This window comes from Croceicoccus mobilis (assembly GCF_001661965.1).
Classification (GTDB): Bacteria; Pseudomonadota; Alphaproteobacteria; order Sphingomonadales; family Sphingomonadaceae; genus Croceicoccus; species Croceicoccus mobilis.
The window spans coordinates 166,126-184,777 of record NZ_LYWZ01000011.1; the positions used below are offsets into that span (position 1 = coordinate 166,126).

Sequence of the window (18,652 nt, forward strand, 5' to 3'; positions counted from 1 at the left end):
CGCCGATCCCAATGGACATTGACCACGTGAGCCACGCTAATCTTGCCCCTTCGCCGCGCCTTTTCAAGGCAGGCGCCCCCCTTACCGGTCGCATCCGCGTGCCCGGCGACAAATCGATCAGCCACCGATCGCTGATGTTCGGCGCGCTGGCGAGCGGCGAGACCCGCGTGCGCGGATTGCTGGAGGGCGAGGACGTGATGGCGACGGGCCGCGCGCTGACCGCGATGGGCGCGCATATCACCACCCGCGCCACGGCAGAGGGTGAGGAATATCTGGTCCGAGGTACCGGCGTCGGCGCGCTTATGCAGCCTGAAACCGCGCTGGACATGGGCAATTCGGGCACATCCACGCGCCTGCTGATGGGGCTGGTGGCGAGCCATGCGATCACTGCGACCTTTATCGGCGATGCCAGCCTGTCAAAACGCCCCATGGGGCGCGTGATCGATCCGCTCACGCTGATGGGCGCCGAGTTCACTGCCACCCCCGGCGCAAAAGGCGCGCAGACGCTGCCGCTGACGATGCGCGGCGCCTATCCCGCCGTGCCGATCGAATATCGCCTGCCGGTCGCATCCGCGCAGGTTAAAAGCGCGGTGCTGCTCGCCGGCCTCAACACGCCGGGCATTACCCGCGTGATCGAACCTGTCGCCACCCGCGACCATACCGAACGCATGCTGACAGGCTTCGGCGCGGAGCTGGAAGTCGAAGAGGTGGACGGCGAGCGCATCATTTCGATTCGCGGCGAAGCGGAATTGATCGCGCAGGACATCACCGTTCCGGGCGATCCGTCTTCAGCCGCCTTCTTCGTAGTCGCCGCCCTGCTGGTCGAGGGCAGCGATCTCATTATCGAAAACGTCGGCCTCAACCCCACCCGCGCCGCGCTTTTCACCGTGCTTCGCCAGATGGGCGGCAGCATCGAGGAACTGGGCCGCCGCGAAATCGGTGGTGAGCCGGTCGCCGACCTGCGGGTGCGTCATTCGCAGCTGACCGGCGTGGAGGTCGATCCCGCCCTCGCCCCCGCCATGATCGATGAATTCCCCGTGCTGTTCGTCGCAGCCTCTCTGGCAAAGGGGCGCACCGTCACTACGGGGCTGGAAGAGCTGCGCGTCAAGGAATCGGACCGTCTGAACGCCATGGCCGAGGCGCTTACATCGGCTGGCGCGACTATCGAGGAGCGCGAGGACGGGCTGATCATCACCGGCACCGGCGGCGAACCGCTGCGCGGCACGGCGAACAGCCATGTCACGACCCATCTCGATCACCGTATCGCCATGAGCATGGCGGTCGCAGGCCTGGCCAGCAAGGACGGGGTCGACATCGACGATATCAGCCCTATCGCTACCAGCTTCCCCAATTTCATGGCGTTGCTGGAGCAGGCGCAGGAAGCCGACACCGCCGAATGAGCATCCACACAGCCTGCATCGATGCCTGTTTCGATCTGGCGATGGAAAGCCGGGGCGAAGGCGGGCTTCCGATCGGATCGGTGCTCGCTCGCGGCGACAAAATCATCGGGCGCGGCCATAATCGCCGGGTACAGCAAGGGAATCCGATCCTGCATGGCGAGATGGATGCGCTTCGCGATGCGGGGCGTCAGGAAAGCTACCGCGACACAGTGCTCTATACCTCTCTTTCGCCCTGCATGATGTGCGCGGGCACGATCGTGCAGTTCAAGATCCCGCGCGTCGTCATATGCGAAAACCTGAACTTTGGCGGGAACGAACAATTCCTGATCGAACGCGGCGTCACGGTCGAGGTGCTGAACGAACAGCGCTTCGTGGACATGATGGCCCGCTTTATTGAAGAGCAGCCCGCGCTGTGGGACGAGGACATCGCCGAATGACAGCGATCGCCTGCCTGACGTAACAATCCGAGAGTATCCTGCATCCATGACCAAAGCCCTGATCATCGCCGTCGACGGCCCCACCGCCAGCGGCAAGGGGACCATCGCCCGGGGCCTCGCGAAACATTATGGCCTGCCGCATCTCGACACCGGCCTCCTCTATCGCGCCGTGGGCAAGCAGGTACGCCTGTCGGGCGGCGACCCCGACGATCCGCTGGACGCAGCCCGTGCGACGGGATTTCCCGACGAACTGCTGGAAGAACCGGACCTGCGCAGCGAAGCCGTGGGCGCGCTGGCTAGCCGCGTTTCGGTGCACAAGCGCGTCCGCGCAGCCCTCCTCGAACGGCAGCGCGCATTCGCGGCGCAGGCAGGCGGCGCAGTGCTCGACGGGCGCGACATCGGCACGGTCATCGTGCCGGACGCCCCGGTAAAGCTCTTCGTCACCGCCAGCCTGCCCGCCCGCGCCCGCCGCCGCTATGCCGAGAGCATCAAGCGCGGCGACGATGTCACGCTGGAGCAGGTCACCGACGACCTTGCCGCCCGCGACGAACGTGACCGCAATCGCGCCGAAGCGCCGCTGGTGCAGGCAAGCGATGCACTGCTGCTCGACAATTCGCAGCTGACGCCCGCGGAATCGCTGGAAGCTGCCATCGCGCTGGTCGAAGAGGCCCGCGAACGAGCAGGCTGAAGCGTTCATCACGCACGACAGGCCACCTGAAAGCTCCATCTTTACAGGAACACGAGCGGCATGCCCCCGTTCTGCCACAAACGGCCCGCCCCTCAAGCCAGAGGCCGTGAAACGCAGAATAGAAAGTCCGTCTACATGATGAAGTTTCGTACCCCCGTCGCCCTTGGCGTGATTTCGCTTGCCCTTGCCGCCTGTTCGCAGGAACCGGCTGCCGAGGCCGACACCGAAGCTGCTGCCGCAACCGATGGCGAGCAGAACCCGGTCGCCGCCGATCTTGACGCAAAGGTCATGGCCGCGCTTGAACAGTGCCAGCAGACGCAGGAAAGCTGCGGCACCGGCGATCCGGCCGGCTATCTCGTGTTCCCCGACGTGACCGAAGTGGCGCTGGGCGTTGGCGGCGGCGGCGGTGACGGCGCGCTGGTGCAGAACGGCCAGATCGTCAGCTATTGGCGCATGGGCGAAGGCAGCGTCGGCCTGCAAGCAGGCGTGCAGGCTGCCTCCTATGTCTTCAAGGTCCCCGATGCCGCTACGCTGAAGCAGTACACCGACAGCGGCGAATGGAGCATCGGCGCCGACAGCGGCATCACCATCGCCCAGGCCGACGCCAATGCCACCGGCGACAGCGAGGAATCGATGGCCTATATCTTCAACGCCGAAGGCCTGATGGCCGATGCCTCGATCGACGCGATGAAGATCTGGCGCACGAACGAGGTGGCGACGGGCGGCAATGCCAGCACCGACATGACCGCCACCGACACGACCGATACGGCCATGTAATCGGCCTACACCATCTAGTGACAGCGAACGGCCGGCTTCCACCCGCGGATGTCGGCCGCTCCTGTATCAAGGACCTGCCGCGATGTGCTGCCGCGATGTGGCGACTGCGAGAAAGTTTCACCTGGCCCCTATGCCGCTTATTCCTTGCGTTTTGCCGGTATCTGGCCTAGTCGCGCGCCCGTCTGACGGGTTTTGAATGGATCGATCACGGATGGCTTCTGGCCGTCCCGCTCCTGACATTATCCGAAAGACGCTCGTGGCGGCGTTCGGCCCCGCGGGCAGTTCGGCCCTTTTGGCCCGTCGATGCAATGGTGCGGAGGCGGAGGAAGACCGGCGGAAAAACCGCCTGGCCGGAAAAAATCGATGAACGGGAATATACACCCAATGGCAAGTAACCCCACTCGCGATGATTTCGCGAAAATGCTCGACGACATGCTGGGCAGCGAGGCCGATGGCGGCTTCGAAGGCCGCGTCGTCAAGGGCACCGTCACCGCAATCGAAAACGACAAGGCCGTCATCGACGTTGGCCTGAAGAGCGAAGGCCGCGTGCGCCTTTCCGAGTTCGCCCGCAATTCGGACGAGCACGGCCTGTCGGTTGGTGACGAAGTCGAAGTTTACGTCGACCGCGTCGAAAACGCCGACGGCGAAGCGATGCTGTCGCGCGACCGCGCCCGCCGCGAAGCCGCATGGGACCGCCTTGAGAGCGAGTTCGGCGAAGGCAAGCGCGTCGAGGGCCAGATCTTCGGCCGCGTCAAGGGCGGCTTCACCGTCGACCTCGACGGCGCCGTGGCCTTCCTGCCCGGTTCGCAGGTCGACATCCGTCCGGTTCGCGACATCACCCCGCTGATGGGCATTCCGCAGCCGTTCCAGATCCTCAAGATGGATCGTCGCCGCGGCAATATCGTCGTGTCGCGTCGCGCCGTTCTGGAAGAGACCCGCGCCGAACAGCGCCAGGAGCTGATCAGCGAGCTGGCCGAAGGTCAGGTCATCGACGGCGTGGTCAAGAACATCACCGATTACGGTGCGTTCGTGGACCTGGGCGGTATCGACGGCCTGCTGCATGTCACCGACATGAGCTACAAGCGCGTCAACCACCCTTCGGAAGTTGTCGAGATCGGCCAGACCGTCACGGTGCAGATCGTCCGCATCAACCAGGACACGCAGCGCATCAGCCTTGGCATGAAGCAGCTTGAGAGCGATCCGTGGGATGGCGTTGCCGCCAAGTACCCGGTCGGCATGAAGCTGAACGGCACTGTCACCAACATCACCGAATACGGCGCCTTCGTCGAGCTGGAGCCGGGCATCGAAGGCCTGGTCCACGTTTCGGAAATGTCGTGGACGAAGAAGAACGTCCACCCCGGCAAGATCGTTTCGACCTCGCAGGAAGTCGAAGTCATGGTGCTGGAAGTCGACGCCGACAAGCGCCGCATCAGCCTCGGCCTCAAGCAGGCCCAGTCGAACCCCTGGGACGATTTCGCAGAGAAGTTCCCGGTCGGCTCGACCGTCACCGGCGAAGTCAAGAACGCGACCGAATTCGGTCTGTTCATCGGCCTTCCGGGCGACGTCGACGGCATGGTTCACATGTCGGACATCGCATGGGGCATCTCGGGCGAAGACGCGCTGGCCCTGCACCGCAAGGGCGAAGAAGTCGAAGCCGTCGTTCTCGATGTCGACATCGAGAAGGAGCGCATCAGCCTCGGCATGAAGCAGCTTGAAAAGGGTGCACCGGCAGTTGGCGGCGCGCCGTCGGCTTCGGGCCTCAAGCGTGGCGACGTCGTCACCGTCACCGTTCTCGAAGTCCGCGATGGCGGCCTCGAGGTTCAGGTCGGCGAAGATGGCGCGACCGGCTTCATCAAGCGTTCGGACCTGGGCCGCGATCGTGACGAACAGCGTCCCGACCGCTTCCAGACCGGCCAGAAGGTCGACGCGATGGTCACCGGTTTCGACCGCACCAAGAAGCCGAACTTCTCGATCAAGGCGCGTCAGATCGCCGAAGAGAAGCAGGCTGTCGAGCAGTACGGTTCGTCCGATTCGGGCGCATCGCTGGGCGACATCCTCGGCGAAGCTCTGAAGAACCGCTGAGCCGCGACGTCACGGGATTTACTCCCGTGACGGCTCACCGGCGCAGAGCCAGACAAAAACGAAAGGCCCGCCCGGCAATACCGGTGCGGGCCTTTTGCTTTCCGCGTTCTCAATCCCTATCTCTCCTCTCAAGGAGAGCCCCATGATCGAAGTCCACCAGTTTCCCTGCCTGTCAGACAATTACGGCTATCTTCTCCACGATACCGACAGCGAGGAAACGGTGTGCATCGATACACCCGATGCGGACACCTATATGCGGGAGGCCGCCAACAAGGGTTGGCAGATCACGCAGATCTGGAACACCCACTGGCACCCCGATCACGCAGGCGGAAACGAGGCGATCAAGGCGGCCACCGGCTGCACGGTCACCGCGCCTGAGGTCGATGCCCCGAAGATCGCGGGAATCGACCGCAAGGTGAAAGGCGGCGATGTCGTGATGATCGGCAACGTCGATGCACATGTGATCGACGTCGGCGGGCATACCATGGGCCATATCGCCTTTTACCTGCCCGATGCCGAGATGGCGTTCGTGGGCGACAGCGTTTTCGCATTGGGGTGCGGTCGCATGTTCGAGGGCACAGCAGACCAGTTCTGGGCGAGCCTGAAGCGCATCAAGGCGCTTCCCGGACCGACCATGCTCTATTGCGCGCATGAGTATACGGCAGCCAACGCTGAATTCGCGCTGCATGCCGATCCTGACAATACCACGCTGGCTCAATATGCGAACGATATCGCGAAACGCCGCGCCGCGCATCAGCCCACCGTGCCGACCAAGCTGGAACTTGAGCTGGCTACCAACCCGTTTCTACGCGCCGACGACCCGGCGATGCAGGCTCGGTGGGGCGGCGGTGACGCCATTGCGACATTTGCCGCGTTGCGCAGCGCGAAGGACAATTTCTAGCTTCTGGCCACTCTCAGCCCAATCCGTCCCGCCGCATCAAGGATGCGGCGGCAGCCAGCCAGCCAAGACCCGCCACGACCCATAGCGCGCCAAGCGACAGATATACGAACAGCAGCGTGCCCACCCCTGCCCCCATGGCGAGCGCAAGCCAAAGCAACAGGAACGGCAGCCAGTTCCGCTCGGCCGTGCCAAGCAGGGCATCGGCTATATGGCTGCCAAGCTTCACGAGCGCACCGGTCATGTAGGTGACACCGATCCGGACCTCTCCCTTGTCTTCAAAGACGAGGTTCATCGCCCCCATCGAAAACGCCAGAAGCGCAAAAACGCCAAGGTCCGGTTCCGAAAGCTGAGTTAACAAGGCTGCAAGCGTCAACAGCACGGCAACCGCGATCAGGATCGCGCTCGCGTTCGCGAACAGGCGAATGCGACGTTTCGCCAGCGTCCCCAGCACGACACCGCAAACGAAGACGGTAATTACCATCAGGGCAAAGAGCGCGCCATCAGCCCAGTTCGCCCGGCCCAGCCCCACGCCAAGCCGCGTGGTATTGCCGCTCATGAAGGAAACGAAAAACCCGCCCGAGCCGAGGAAGCCGACCGCATCGACCATTCCCGCCAATGCCGAAAGGGCCATGGCAAGCCACTGCGAACGCTGGTCATGGCGATGCATCTGTCTACGCTACCGTTTCCAGGCGTCAGAAATGCAAATGAGACCCGCCCTCATATCCTCACCCGCAAGATGAGCGTTCCGCCAAGGTGGCAAGGCTAGCGTTGGCGGCGCTGATCGTCGAGAGGGCCGCATCGCAAACCAATAAGGGCCATCCACCTCCAAACGCCAAAGGGCGCACCATCGGTGCGCCCTTTCAATTGCGACAGGCAACGGACCGGACATAAAACCGGTCCGATCCTAATGCCCGATCAGAGACCTGTGATGGTCTGATCGACCAGCGACTTGTCAGCGGCAGCGCCGTGATTGCTGGCGATCAGGTCAGCCGAAGCAGCAGCCGATGCGGCAGCAGCCTTGCGGCGCAGTTCGTCGATCGCACCGCGCTCGGCAGCGGCGATCTTGTCCTCGGCCATCTTTTCGCGGCGCGTGATCATCGTTGCCGTGTCGGCCTCGGCCTTTTCGACGATGGTCGCAGCTTCGGTGCGGGCATGCTCGAGCATCGCCTCGGCGTCCTTTTCGGCGCCAGCGATCTTGTCGGCATATTCCTTGCGAAGGGCTTCAGCCTCGGCACGCAGCTTCTTCGCCTCGTCAAGCTGATGCTTGATCTCGGCGATGCGACCATCAAGGCCGCCTGCGATCTTCTTGTGCGCCTTCGCATAGAGGAATGCGATGGCGAGCAGCACGATCATGGCCGAGCTGACGACCGCAGCCGGAGGCGCGATGCCCCAGAGCAGCGGCTCTGCGTGATGCTCTTCGGCCATGCCCTCGGTGGTGGCTGCGTGTTCCAAATGTTCCTCCACGGCCTGCGATGCAGGCGGCAGCGCTTCGGCGCCGGCGGTTTCGACAGCAGCGGCCATCACACCAGTTCCTTGCGAACGGCGTTGCGGGCAGCCGCGTCGTCGATGTTGAGGCCGGCGATACGCGCCACGATCGACTGGGTCGCCTCGGCGGCAACGTCCTCGATCTCGGCAGCGGCCTTGGCGCGCGCATCGGCGATGCGGGCCTCGGCTTCTTCCAGTTTGGCATCAATGCCGGTCTGCGCGGTCGCGAGGCGAGCCTCGGTTTCGAGCGCGGCCTTGTTCTTGGCCTCGGCGATCAGGTCATGGGCACGCGCGCGATTTTCATTCTCGCGCTTGCGCCACGCCTCTTCCTGCTCGTCCGCTGCCGTGCGGGCAGCTTCGGCGGCAGCAAGATCGTCCGAGATCTGCTTGTCGCGCTTGGCGACGGTATCCATCACCTTGGGCACCATGCCGCGGCCGATGACGAAATAGGTCAGGCCGAAGAAGATCAGCAGCCAGAAGACCTGGCTCGCATAAGTAGCGGCTAGCTGGGATATCTGAGGCATGGCGGGGCCCTAACGACGGATCAAAATCTGGTCGCCCGGCTGCCGGAATGCAGCCGGGCGTAATTCAGCAAGTTCGATCAGGCGACAAAGATCAGGATCATCGCGACGACGAACGAAAGCAGGCCGAGAAGCTCAGCACCGGCGAAGCCGATGAAGAGGCGGCCCTGCTGGCCGTCGGCAGCGCCCGGATTGCGCAGCGCGCCTTCGAGGAACTTGGCGAAAACGTTACCCACGCCGATCGAGGCGAGGCCCGCACCCAGAGCGGCGAGACCGGCACCGAGCAGCTTTGCGGCTTCTGCGTCCATTTCAAAAACTCCTTTGGAAAACTTGATTAAGCGATTGATGGATCAGTGAAGATTTTCGGCGTCGTTGAGATAGACGCTGGTCAGCAGGGCGAACACATAGGCCTGGATCCCGGCAACCAGGATTTCCAGAGCGCAAATGCCCACCATGAGGATGAAGCTCGGGATACCGGCGAGAGCGAAGATGCCCGCGCTGTAATTGCCCGAACCGATCACGAAGCTCGACAGCACTTCGAGAAGGACGTGCCCTGCCATCATGGCCACGAAAAGACGCAGGCCGAGGCTGAAGGGGCGCACCATGAAGCTGATCAGTTCGACCACGAAGATCACGGGGATCATGGGAACCGGCGTGCCATGCGGCACGAACAGCGAGAAGAAGTGCAGGCCGTGCTTGGCAAAGCCGACGATCAGCACGATCGAGAAGGAAATGATCGCCAGCACGCCCGTAACGGTAAAATGGCTGGTGAAGGTAAAGGGATGCAGGCCGATCACGCCCAGCGGCAGCAGGCCGAGGATGTTGGCGAACAGGATGAACATGAACAGCGAGAAGATATAGGGCACGTATTTGCGCCCGCCCTTGCCGATGTTCGCTTCCAGCATGTCGTCGATAAAGCCGGTGAAGCTTTCCACCGCCATCTGCCAGCGACCGGGCACCAGCTGACGCTTCATGCCGCCGGCGACGAAGACCCAGAGGACGACCATCGAGATCGCCATCCACAGCGCGCTATTGGTGAAAGCGAGGTTGTAGCCGCCGACATTCCATGCATCCGTGCCGAACATCGGCTGGATGGTGAACTGGTGCATCGGATCGACTTTGGCTTCAGCTGCCACGTTCTGAAATCCCTCATGCCCCAAACGGGGTGTTGCCCCATCGGGACGGTTTGCGTGTTCTGCGACCTTGATGCGAATAACGCCCCTTTGCGAACCCACCTAAAGGTTCAGTCGGGGCGCCGGTTCGCGGTCCGAATGATGTTCCTGAAGGCGACCACGATCCCGAGACCGAGCATCACCAACAGACCCCAGGGCGCCGTATCGGCGAATCGATCTATCACAAGACCGATCACCGTGCCGCCAACAAGCCCACCCAGCAGATCCGCAAGCACGCGGGAGCCCATACGATAGTTTTCGTCGGTCCCCTGCACCTGCGAACGATTACGCGCCTCTTCACGCTCTTTCGCGGCTTTCAGCCGCTTGTCGAGCGCGTCGATGCGTTCATCTTCGCCCAGTGGCTCCCGTCCGGACTGCTCTTCGCTCATGCCAGGCTCCCCTAAAAGTCCCCGTCACAAGCGGCAAAGCTGCCCGTCGAGGGCGCGGACCCTTTAGGAAAGGGGTTTGGGCAAGTCAACACAGCCAAACCGCCAATCGGCCTTATACTTGTTGGTGATATGAAAAGGGGCGAAAGCCTGCGCCTTCGCCCCTGCTGGAATACCGTGGCTGCGATCACCCGACGCTGGGGCATCGCGGATCGAGCCGGGCGGCGCCGCTGCCGCGCGTCTGCCAGCTGCCATCGGGCGCCTGGTACTTCTCTCCCGGCGAGGTGCGGGCAATCAGGATGCAGCCCTGTGCGAAAGCGAATTCCTCGATCGTGACGCCCTCGGCGCGGGCGCGTTCGGCATAGCTCGCCTTGCGGCGGATGTTGATGTCGTCGATCTTGGCGCGCAGCGAACCGTCGGGCGAGCCGACAAAGCCCAGATAACCGTCGATCTTTTCCCCGATCGTGCCATTGGCGCGCGCCGCGGCATAGGCCGGGTCGCGCTGCACACTGGCAGCGGCAGGGGCGACGATCATCGCGGCGGCAGCCAGCGAGATGGCGGTTTTTGTCAGCATATGGGCGGTCATCAGAAGATCTCCGGATTGGCCTCTATGTTCTGTTCGGCGGAATCGACCAGGCGGTAGAGCACTTCCTGCTTGATGTTGATATTGAGCTCGATCACGATCGGCTCGGCCGGCGCGTTCACGTTTATGCAGGCGGACAGGGCCATAAACCCTGCCAGCACGGCAATCCGTCGCATCGCTGCCTCCCCCAAAGTTTCCCAAAGAGAACTCATATCCTCCATGAACGGGGCAGTCGCACCACGGCGCATCCGCGTCAATCTGTGAGGGATCATGGATCAATCTCGCTTTCGGCAGTCTGAATGGCGGGTTCATCGCCCGTAACCTCTTGTCGAAGGGTTACAGGCGGCAGATCGGTTGTGGAAACGGGTGCATCCGGCGCATCCGGATTCGGCACCAGCGCGCCATCTTCGGCATCCAGCAGGCCCAGCGTGCGCGGATCGCGCACCGCTGCCGGATCGTAGAGCGACTTGAGGCTGGTCAGCAGCTGATAGAAAGGCGCGCGGATATTCACCTTGAAGCGGATCGGCAGGCTGGCGATCCGGCGCGTGAGGATGTTCTTCGAGGCCCCCTCGCCCTGGCTGACGCCGTCCATGGTAACGCGGGTGACGATCTGTCCTTCAAGGCTGCCGTCCATGGCGATGGTCATGCTGTCGTAATCCATGGATTTCAGCGCATCGAAGGCGAAATTGGCCATGGCGGGCATGTCCTCATAAGTCAGCGCCCCGACATAGGAAAGATTGCCGCCCGGAGCGCGCGACTGCAGGAAACCGCCCTCGATCCGCCCGCCCTTGGCGTCGAAGATAACAGGGATCGTGCCGTCGAACGTGCCGGTCGCCGACAGGTTGGCCATGTCCATCCGGGCGAGAAACTTGGCAGCATCCAGCCCGTCGATAACGAATTCATAGCGCCGCGTTTCATCCGCACCGATCGTTAGCTTCACCGGCCGCATCTCCAGCGTACCGCCAAGGAAAGGCCATTTCCCCTCGTTGAAGGCCAGCACGAAACCGGGTTCTAGTGCGATGTCGATCACGCCGTTCTCGACCGGGATACCGGGATTGATCTCCTGCACCGTCAGCTTTTGATTCGGCGCGGTCACCATGCCCAGCAGATCGGTGAAGCGAATCGTCCCGGCCATGCCCTTCACCGGCCCGAAGGCAGCCGCGAAATCGAGCGAATCGGTCGTGAACGTGCCTGTCGAGGTGACGGCAGCAGGGGACCAGTCGATCCGCCCATCGCCCGTCACCACGCCTTCGGCATTGGCGATGTTGCCCAGCGCCAGGGGTGAAAGGTCGGTCGGCTGCAATTCGTCGCCGAATTCGAGATTGGCGATATCGAAATCCGCATGACCAATTCCGCTGGGCAGATCATGCACGATGGCGACATCGCTGACTTTCCGACCGGTCGTCTCCTCGGCCAGATCGGCATCGACCACGATACGATTTTCGGCCAGCGTCACCGTCGCGCCACTGGCGACCATCGGGTTGAAGCGCGCGCCATCACCGGTTGTTGTCTGCCGGTCAGTCACGCGCATGGCGATATCGCTGACCGTCAGCGCGTCATTTTCGTAAACCCAGTCACCCGAAGCCCGCGTCACGTCGAGCGGCACGGCCACCATCCGCATCTCGGTATCGTCGAAGCTGCCGCGCAATTCGCCCGTTGTCTCGACCGTCAGCTCGCTCAACAGGTAATTGGTGGCGGCCTCGCCCTCACCCAGCTGGACCGCCATGTCGCGCGCGACGACAACGCCGGGGAACGCGATGGCGACCGGGCCGCCGCTTGCCTTGACTGCCGTTTCCCCCAGCATGCCGGCAAGGTCCAGCGAAGGCGTGCCGGCCGCGATGCGGGTATCGCCCGCGCGGCTGACCAGCATGGCTCCGTCGGACGGCGGGCATAGTCGCAGCGATTGTTCCTGCATGACAAGACTTGCCACCGTCATTCGGGCAAAGCTGGCGTCCATGCAGCGCGTGCCAAGGGCGAACGTGCCGCCCGGCGACAGGCCGCCAGTGACGGGCAGGACGAGATCTTCAACCGTGCCGCCGGGAAATGCGCCGCTGGCGCGCAGAGTGCCATCCATCGCGATCCCGCCAGAGGCATTCTGCCGCAGGCGCAGTTCAGGGATGGAGAGCCGCGCATCGCCAGCGCCATATTCGGCCATCACCAGTCGCATGCGGCGCGAACCGTTCGGCCCATCCTCCATCTGGCCGGTGATCCGCGGCAGATCCCTGCCCCCGGTCGCGAAATTGCCTGTCATCTGCATCGGCGCATCGCCGCCCATGCTGATCTGCATGCGCGACAGCGACAAGAGCGTGTCGCGCTCGCTTCCGCGCCAGCGCGCGCTGGGGATGGTAAGCGTCATGCGGCCATCTACCGATCCGCGCGCCTGCAGCTCTGCCAGAAGCGTGCTGTTCTCCCCCTCCTCGCGCAGCCCCTTGCGCATGCGGGCCAGCAAGGGCTCTGCCATGGTGCCGCCGCTCGCCTGCTGCCAGCCTGCCAGCATGGCGTCGATGCCGCTGCCCGGGCGCAGCCCCTCGCCCTCCAGCTCTCCATTGAAGGCAAGGCGGGACAGATTCTCACCCGAACGCACCCGGCCGCTGAAACGCAGCCGCGAAGCATCCGCCCCCATCGCTTGCGCCTTGCTGGCGACGAGGTCGAAATTGCTGACCAGCGTCTCGTCCTCTGCATCGCGGGTCAGCGCGAGGTCGCCCAGCAGCCTGTCGATCTTCGCTTCGCCGCTGGCCAGTCGCTGCGCATCCAGCTTGCCGCGAAGGCGGAAGCTGGCAAAATCGCTGCTGGTCACGCGCAGTTGCAGTGCGCTTGCCCCCATGGTCGCGCCGTCGCACGCCATCGCGGCAAGGCGCAGCGGCCCGGTAAAGCTGATCGTGCCCTTTTCACTGGCAAGCCTGCCGTAAAGGCTGCCGCCCTCACCCCGGCACGACGCCATGGCAAGATCAGGCATGACAGCGCCCATGACGCCGCTGAACCCATCCGCGAGATTGCCCCCGCCCTGGATCTTTGCGCCGATATCGCCCGCAGGCGTCATTACCAGCGCCCGCCCGTCATTGATGGTAAGCGCAAGATCGGGAAGGCTCATCGGCTCGGTGCTGTCACCGCCATGGATAACGCTGTCGAGCGAACCGAAGCTGACCTGCCCATCGGCCCATCGGCCATAGAGGCGCGGCTCTTCCAGCGTGATGCCGCCGATGGTGGGCGTACCGAAACGATATCGGACCGCGATGATCGCGCGCTTTACGGTGAGATCGGGCGATGCCGGATCGCCAACTACGATATTCTCGATCACCTGCTCCTGCGGGCCGATCGAGGCAATGTCATATTGGGCGGGCACGCCATAATCGTCGAGCGACGATTCGATCAGATCGGTGGCGAGCCGTTCGCGGGTGACATAAAGGCCCGCCATGATGCCCAGCGAAACCGCGAAGCAGACCAGCGCGATATCGGCGGCAAGACGCCTTTTACGCCAGCGACGCCGAGCGGAACGGGCCACGCGCGGCGGCACCTCTGCGGCCTCCCCGCTTCCCGTCTCGTACTCGCTGTCGCTCATGCCGCTCACGCATTATCCTGAAAGAGCCGCAGCGGCTACCGGAGTTTCACGCCCATGCTTGCGCAACAAGCCCGCGAAAGGCAATGACTTGTGCCGCAGGGCGGAATTTGGCGCACCCTGCCGCAAAGGGACGCAAGATTGATGGCGCAAGGGCCAAGGTCCAGTAATCAGGACGATCTGCCGCTCGGCGCACCGGAAAGCGCGGAGCCGACGGCGGACAGGCAGAAACCGGACGCGGGCAATGACCCCCGCGGCCACCGCGCGCGATTGCGTGAAAGGCTGTTGTCGGGCGGCATCGACGCGCTGGGCGATCACGAGGTCGTCGAATATCTGCTGATGACCGCAATCCCGCGAAAGGACGTAAAGCCCATCGCGCGCACGCTGCTGCAGCGGTTCGGCGGGCTTCCCGGCGTGTTCAACGCCGACCGGAAGGCGCTGGCCGATCATCCCGGCATGGGTGAGACCAGTGCCGCGGCGCTGAAGATCGTGGGTGTCGCCGCCCGCCGCATGGCGCGTGCGCAGGTGCAGGATCAGCCGGTGCTGGGCAGCTGGCAGGCGCTGATCGATTATCTGTCCATCGACATGGCGCATCTGACGGTGGAGCGCGTGCGCGTCCTTTACCTCAACGCGCAGAACCGGCTGATCCGCGACGAACACGTCGGCGACGGTTCGCTGGACGAAGCCGCGATCCACCCGCGCGAGGTCATCAAACGGGCGATGGATCTGGGCGCGGCGGCGCTGATCCTTGTCCACAACCATCCCAGCGGTAATCCAGAACCGAGCCGCGCCGACATCCAGATCACCAATCGCATTGCCGAAGCCGGGCGATTGCTGGGCATTACCGTCCACGACCACATCATCGTCGGGCGCGGCAGCCATGTTTCGCTGCGGTCGAAGGGTTTGATCTGAGAGAAGTCAGCGCCCTGGAATCATTCGGGGGCGGACATCGGAAACTGTCCGCCCCCGCGGCGTCACCGCCGCCTTGCCTTTGATAATGACCATCCGGGTCGCAGAAAGACAGTCATTCCATCGGCAAGCTCAATTTCTGTCGGCTCCGCAGGCTTGCACTGCGAAACCCCATGGGTCGGGAGGATCGGATACCATGTGGAGAGCTGCGACCGCACGAACCGCACCAAAGGTGCAGAATTGCGAGACGACCCATCAACATGGCGGAGCGGAAGAACCGCTTTCCAGACCATCCCCAACCCGTCAGGCCCGAATTCGCCAACCAGTCCTTTGGTATGGCGACTGGCCTGTATCATTTCATGTATTGGCTAACGCTTCATCGCACGCGAAAGCAAGGAAAATCTTAATCAATGGCAAGGGCATCACCGCAACGAATACGGGATATGCGCTTAAAAAACACGGTAAATCAAAGCACGACGCCCCACGTCCGAAAATCGGACATGGGGCGCTTTTTTCTGCGGCAGACCGTTCCCCAGCGCCGATCAGGTGCCGGGGCAGTCAGCTGACTGTCGATCAGACCAGGCGCGATTGTTCCAGCGCGGCCTTGATGAACCCTGCGAACAGCGGATGGGGAGCAAACGGACGGCTCTTGTATTCGGGGTGGAACTGCACCCCGATGAACCAGGGATGCTCGGGCCGCTCCACGATTTCGGGCAGCAGGCCGTCGGGCGACATCCCCGAGAACATCAGCCCGCCCTCTTCCAGCGCATCCTTGTAAGCTGCGTTCACCTCGTAGCGATGACGGTGGCGTTCCGAAATTTCGGTTGCTTCGTACATGGATGCCACGCGGCTGTTGCCTGCCAGCTTCGCGTCATAGGCGCCAAGCCGCATGGTGCCGCCCAGATCGCCGCCCTCGGCGCGGGTCTCAAGGCCTTCCTTGGTCATCCATTCGGTGATGATGCCCACGACCGGCTCGCTGGTCTCACCAAATTCGGTTGAGCTGGCAGCGTCGATCCCGGCGGTGTTCCGGGCACCCTCGATGCAGGCCATCTGCATGCCGAGGCAAATGCCGAGGAACGGCACATTGCGTTCGCGCGCAAAGCGGACGGACGAGATCTTGCCCTCGCTCCCACGCTCGCCAAAACCGCCGGGGACGAGAATGCCGTGCATCGGCTCCAACGCGGCGACGATGTCGGATTCGTCCTGCTCGAAGAGTTCAGCGTCGATCCACTTGACGTTGACCTTGGTCCGGTTGGCCATGCCGCCGTGGACCAGCGCCTCGTTCAGCGACTTATACGCATCGGGCAGGCCGACATATTTGCCGACAACGCCGATGGTGACCTCGCCTTCCGGATTTTCGAACCGGTCGACGATGTCGTGCCAGGTCGAAAGCTCGGGCGCGGGCGCGTCCATGCGGAAGTGGCGGAGCACTTCGGCGTCCAGCCCCTCGGCATGATATTGCAGCGGCACGGCATAAATGCTGCTGGCGTCCAAAGCGGGGATGACCGCCTCTGTCCGCACGTTACAGAACTGCGCGATCTTGCGGCGTTCGCTGTCGGGCAGCGGATGTTCGCAGCGGGTCAGCAGAATGTCGGGCTGCACGCCCAGCGAAGTCAGCTCGCGCACCGAGTGCTGCGTCGGCTTGGTCTTCAGCTCGCCCGCGGCCTTGATGAAGGGGACCAGCGTGACGTGGATCGCGGCGGTCTGTTCGCGCGGCAGTTCATTCCTGAGCTGGCGGATCGCTTCGATGAAGGGCAGGCCTTCGATGTCGCCGACCGTGCCGCCGAATTCGCAGAGCACGAAGTCGAGCCCCTCGGTATCGGCCAGCGCGAATTCCTTGATCGCGTCGGTCACGTGGGGGATCACCTGAACCGTCGCGCCCAGATAGTCGCCGCGGCGTTCCTTGGCGATGATCGACTGGTAGATCCGGCCAGAGGTGATGTTGTCGCCCTGATGCGCCGACACGCCGGTGAAGCGTTCGTAGTGCCCGAGATCGAGGTCGGTCTCGGCCCCGTCGTCGGTCACGAAAACCTCGCCGTGCTGATACGGCGACATCGTTCCCGGGTCGACGTTCAGATAGGGATCGAACTTGCGGATGCGGACCTTGTAGCCACGCGCCTGCAGGAGAGCGGCAAGCGATGCCGCCATGAGACCTTTGCCAAGCGAGGAGACCACGCCGCCGGTGATGAAAATGAACCGCGCCATGGGAGTCGGGCCTTAATCGAACGAATCGAAAATGGGCAAGCGCCGCGTGACGCAGCGCACCCGATTTTCACAGATTTTGATGATGCGCCGCCCCATTTCGGCGGCGCGGCGAATTATTCGGCGCTGCCGGCTAGCGGATCGGCCGGAGCGTCTGCGGGCGCCGCCGGAGCGGCAGGCGCTGCAGCGGGAGCCAGCGGATCATTATTTGCCGGGATCGTGCGATCCAGCGACGTGTCGATCTCGCTGACCGATGACTGCTCCACCGACACGGCGGCAAGCACGATGGCGAGCACGACGAACAGGAATGCCAGAATGCCGGTCGCGCGGGTCATGAAATTGGCTGCGCCACGCGCGCTCATCAGGCCCGACGGGCTGCCGCCCACGCCAAGACCGCCACCTTCGGACTGCTGCATCAGGATCACGCCGACCAGCGCCGCGCCGACAAGCGCCTCGACGATGGTGAGAAACAGGAAAAGCGACATGAAGTAGATCCAGCCAGTCTTGCGTTAGTAGTCAGATGGGTTGCGCGGGGACGCGCTCAAGTCCGCGCCCCTCTATCGCCGCGCCTCTTAACCGCAGCTTGCCCGGCTGGCAAGCAGCCCGGCCCCGCGATCCGGTTAGTCGTCGAGTTGCGATGCAGCGACGATGATCGGCACGAAGCCATCCGCCGAAAGGCTGGCGCCGCCAACCAGCGCGCCGCCCACTTCCGGGGCCGCCAGCAGTTCGGCCGCGTTCTCACCCTTGACCGAACCGCCGTAAAGTATGCGCACTTCGCGGCCATCCTCGCCATAGCGGTCGACCAGAACGGCACGCAGCCATTTGTGCATGGTGCCGACATCTTGCACCGAGGGTACGCGGCCCGTGCCAATCGCCCAGATCGGTTCATATGCGACCGACAGGCGGGCGCAGCTATCGGGAAGCGAAGCGGCCAGCTGGCGCGCGACGATTTCCTCGGCCTCGCCCGAATCGCGTTCGGCTTCGCTTTCGCCGACGCAAAGGATGACGCCCATGTCGATCGCCTGTGCAGACTCGGCCTTGGCTTTCACGTCCTCGTTCGTCTCGCCATGGTCGGCGCGGCGTTCGGAGTGGCCCACGATCACGAAATCGGCCCCCGCCTCGCGCAGCATGTTGGCCGACACGTCACCCGTATGCGCGCCCTTGTCCGCCGCATGGCAGTTCTGCGCGCCCACGCCGATATGGTTTACCGCATCGCGCATGGCGAGGATCAGGGTCGAGGGCGGCGCCAGCGCCACCTCGACCTTCGGCAAGCGCGAGGACGCGCGATCAATGGCGCGCGCTTCGCTCAGGTCGCTGCGCATGCCGTTCATCTTCCAGTTGCCCACGATATAGCAACGTTGCGCCATGGTACTGCTTTCGCCCCTGTACATGAGACCGGTCGATCCGATGCGGACCGACCCGTCCAGAAGAATTCGAACCCGTGCGGAACCCCATGCCGCCCTTGTCGGGCCGCTTGCGCACCGGTGCCGGGCTAGCGACACCGGCGGGCGGCGGCTAGCCCAAGCTTGGCCCTGTGTCAAAACGGTAGCGGA

At 63.6% G+C, this 18,652-nt stretch carries 19 protein-coding genes; 7 read left to right on the forward strand and 12 right to left on the reverse strand.

Annotation, left to right across the window (positions count from 1 at the left end):
* Positions 1-26: 26 nt before the first annotated feature.
* From aroA to gloB, 6 genes are all read left to right on the forward strand, one after another.
* A complete protein-coding gene (gene aroA / locus A9D13_RS03525; RefSeq protein WP_066770468.1) occupies positions 27-1,400 on the forward strand; it encodes a 3-phosphoshikimate 1-carboxyvinyltransferase in 1,374 nt (457 codons plus the stop codon).
* On the forward strand, positions 1,397-1,837 hold the full coding sequence (locus tag A9D13_RS03530) for a nucleoside deaminase (protein WP_066770162.1): 441 nt from the start codon (positions 1,397-1,399) through the stop codon (positions 1,835-1,837). Before aroA ends, A9D13_RS03530 begins: the two co-directional genes overlap by 4 nt.
* Before the next feature lie 58 nt (positions 1,838-1,895).
* Positions 1,896-2,525 (forward strand): (d)CMP kinase, encoded by a 630-nt coding sequence (locus A9D13_RS03535; protein WP_066770470.1) that lies wholly within the window; start codon positions 1,896-1,898, stop codon positions 2,523-2,525.
* A gap of 138 nt (positions 2,526-2,663) precedes the next feature.
* Positions 2,664-3,302: a YSC84-related protein gene (locus A9D13_RS03540; RefSeq protein ID WP_172808087.1), complete on the forward strand. Its 639-nt coding sequence runs from the start codon at positions 2,664-2,666 to the stop codon at positions 3,300-3,302.
* Between the two features lie 384 nt (positions 3,303-3,686).
* Positions 3,687-5,384: a 30S ribosomal protein S1 gene (rpsA, locus tag A9D13_RS03545; protein WP_066770168.1), complete on the forward strand. Its 1,698-nt coding sequence runs from the start codon at positions 3,687-3,689 to the stop codon at positions 5,382-5,384.
* A 142-nt stretch (positions 5,385-5,526) separates the two neighbouring features.
* Positions 5,527-6,285 (forward strand): hydroxyacylglutathione hydrolase, encoded by a 759-nt coding sequence (gloB, locus tag A9D13_RS03550; RefSeq protein WP_066770170.1) that lies wholly within the window; start codon positions 5,527-5,529, stop codon positions 6,283-6,285.
* Positions 6,286-6,298: 13 nt separating this feature from the next.
* On the opposite strand, the gene A9D13_RS03555 is transcribed toward gloB, so the two are convergent.
* From A9D13_RS03555 to A9D13_RS03595, 9 genes are all read right to left on the reverse strand, one after another.
* Positions 6,299-6,952: a YoaK family protein gene (locus A9D13_RS03555; RefSeq protein WP_066770178.1), complete on the reverse strand. Its 654-nt coding sequence runs from the start codon at positions 6,950-6,952 to the stop codon at positions 6,299-6,301.
* A gap of 248 nt (positions 6,953-7,200) precedes the next feature.
* Positions 7,201-7,806 carry a F0F1 ATP synthase subunit B gene (locus A9D13_RS03560; protein ID WP_373288765.1) on the reverse strand — a complete coding sequence of 202 codons (606 nt, stop codon included), beginning with the start codon at positions 7,804-7,806 and terminating at the stop codon, positions 7,201-7,203.
* Positions 7,806-8,294 (reverse strand): F0F1 ATP synthase subunit B family protein, encoded by a 489-nt coding sequence (locus tag A9D13_RS03565; RefSeq protein WP_066770181.1) that lies wholly within the window; start codon positions 8,292-8,294, stop codon positions 7,806-7,808. Before A9D13_RS03565 ends, A9D13_RS03560 begins: the two co-directional genes overlap by 1 nt.
* A 77-nt stretch (positions 8,295-8,371) precedes the next feature.
* On the reverse strand, positions 8,372-8,599 hold the full coding sequence (locus A9D13_RS03570) for a F0F1 ATP synthase subunit C (protein ID WP_066770184.1): 228 nt from the start codon (positions 8,597-8,599) through the stop codon (positions 8,372-8,374).
* A gap of 42 nt (positions 8,600-8,641) precedes the next feature.
* Entirely contained in the window at positions 8,642-9,427 is a 786-nt protein-coding gene (locus tag A9D13_RS03575) for a F0F1 ATP synthase subunit A (protein WP_066770187.1), read from the reverse strand.
* A 107-nt stretch (positions 9,428-9,534) separates the two neighbouring features.
* Positions 9,535-9,852 carry an AtpZ/AtpI family protein gene (locus A9D13_RS03580; protein WP_066770189.1) on the reverse strand — a complete coding sequence of 106 codons (318 nt, stop codon included), beginning with the start codon at positions 9,850-9,852 and terminating at the stop codon, positions 9,535-9,537.
* A 184-nt stretch (positions 9,853-10,036) separates the two neighbouring features.
* Entirely contained in the window at positions 10,037-10,435 is a 399-nt protein-coding gene (locus tag A9D13_RS03585; RefSeq protein ID WP_229665512.1) for a YdbL family probable chaperone protein, read from the reverse strand.
* On the reverse strand, positions 10,435-10,608 hold the full coding sequence (locus A9D13_RS03590; RefSeq protein WP_066770196.1) for a YnbE family lipoprotein: 174 nt from the start codon (positions 10,606-10,608) through the stop codon (positions 10,435-10,437). The genes A9D13_RS03585 and A9D13_RS03590 overlap by 1 nt, the downstream gene beginning before the upstream one ends.
* Positions 10,609-10,700: 92 nt before the next feature.
* Complete coding sequence (locus tag A9D13_RS03595; RefSeq protein WP_082922071.1) at positions 10,701-13,991, reverse strand: intermembrane phospholipid transport YdbH family protein; 3,291 nt, start codon at positions 13,989-13,991, stop codon at positions 10,701-10,703.
* A 141-nt stretch (positions 13,992-14,132) separates the two neighbouring features.
* Between A9D13_RS03595 and radC the strand changes: the two genes are divergently transcribed.
* Positions 14,133-14,900 (forward strand): RadC family protein, encoded by a 768-nt coding sequence (gene radC, locus A9D13_RS03600; RefSeq protein WP_082922072.1) that lies wholly within the window; start codon positions 14,133-14,135, stop codon positions 14,898-14,900.
* A 570-nt stretch (positions 14,901-15,470) separates the two neighbouring features.
* Here the strand turns inward: radC and A9D13_RS03605 are convergent.
* The 3 genes from A9D13_RS03605 to tpiA form a co-directional block, all read right to left on the reverse strand.
* Entirely contained in the window at positions 15,471-17,102 is a 1,632-nt protein-coding gene (locus A9D13_RS03605) for a CTP synthase (protein WP_066770199.1), read from the reverse strand.
* A 113-nt stretch (positions 17,103-17,215) separates the two neighbouring features.
* Positions 17,216-17,584, reverse strand: a complete 369-nt coding sequence (gene secG / locus A9D13_RS03610; protein ID WP_066770201.1) for a preprotein translocase subunit SecG — start codon at positions 17,582-17,584, stop codon at positions 17,216-17,218.
* Positions 17,585-17,719: 135 nt separating this feature from the next.
* Positions 17,720-18,466, reverse strand: coding sequence for a triose-phosphate isomerase (gene tpiA, locus A9D13_RS03615; protein WP_066770202.1), 747 nt, complete (start codon positions 18,464-18,466; stop codon positions 17,720-17,722).
* Positions 18,467-18,652: the final 186 nt, after the last annotated feature.

Coding starts and splice junctions, on each gene's coding strand:
- tpiA (WP_066770202.1), bottom strand. CDS start 18,466: ATGGCGCAACGTTGCTATATCGTGGGCAACTGGAAGATGAACGGCATG.
- radC (WP_082922072.1), top strand. CDS start 14,133: ATGGCGCAAGGGCCAAGGTCCAGTAATCAGGACGATCTGCCGCTCGGC.
- gloB (WP_066770170.1), top strand. CDS start 5,527: ATGATCGAAGTCCACCAGTTTCCCTGCCTGTCAGACAATTACGGCTAT.
- A9D13_RS03555 (WP_066770178.1), bottom strand. CDS start 6,952: ATGCATCGCCATGACCAGCGTTCGCAGTGGCTTGCCATGGCCCTTTCG.
- A9D13_RS03560 (WP_373288765.1), bottom strand. CDS start 7,806: ATGGCCGCTGCTGTCGAAACCGCCGGCGCCGAAGCGCTGCCGCCTGCA.
- A9D13_RS03530 (WP_066770162.1), top strand. CDS start 1,397: ATGAGCATCCACACAGCCTGCATCGATGCCTGTTTCGATCTGGCGATG.
- A9D13_RS03590 (WP_066770196.1), bottom strand. CDS start 10,608: ATGCGACGGATTGCCGTGCTGGCAGGGTTTATGGCCCTGTCCGCCTGC.
- A9D13_RS03570 (WP_066770184.1), bottom strand. CDS start 8,599: ATGGACGCAGAAGCCGCAAAGCTGCTCGGTGCCGGTCTCGCCGCTCTG.
- A9D13_RS03565 (WP_066770181.1), bottom strand. CDS start 8,294: ATGCCTCAGATATCCCAGCTAGCCGCTACTTATGCGAGCCAGGTCTTC.
- A9D13_RS03605 (WP_066770199.1), bottom strand. CDS start 17,102: ATGGCGCGGTTCATTTTCATCACCGGCGGCGTGGTCTCCTCGCTTGGC.
- A9D13_RS03595 (WP_082922071.1), bottom strand. CDS start 13,991: ATGAGCGACAGCGAGTACGAGACGGGAAGCGGGGAGGCCGCAGAGGTG.
- A9D13_RS03540 (WP_172808087.1), top strand. CDS start 2,664: ATGAAGTTTCGTACCCCCGTCGCCCTTGGCGTGATTTCGCTTGCCCTT.
- rpsA (WP_066770168.1), top strand. CDS start 3,687: ATGGCAAGTAACCCCACTCGCGATGATTTCGCGAAAATGCTCGACGAC.
- A9D13_RS03585 (WP_229665512.1), bottom strand. CDS start 10,435: ATGACCGCCCATATGCTGACAAAAACCGCCATCTCGCTGGCTGCCGCC.
- A9D13_RS03580 (WP_066770189.1), bottom strand. CDS start 9,852: ATGAGCGAAGAGCAGTCCGGACGGGAGCCACTGGGCGAAGATGAACGC.
- secG (WP_066770201.1), bottom strand. CDS start 17,584: ATGTCGCTTTTCCTGTTTCTCACCATCGTCGAGGCGCTTGTCGGCGCG.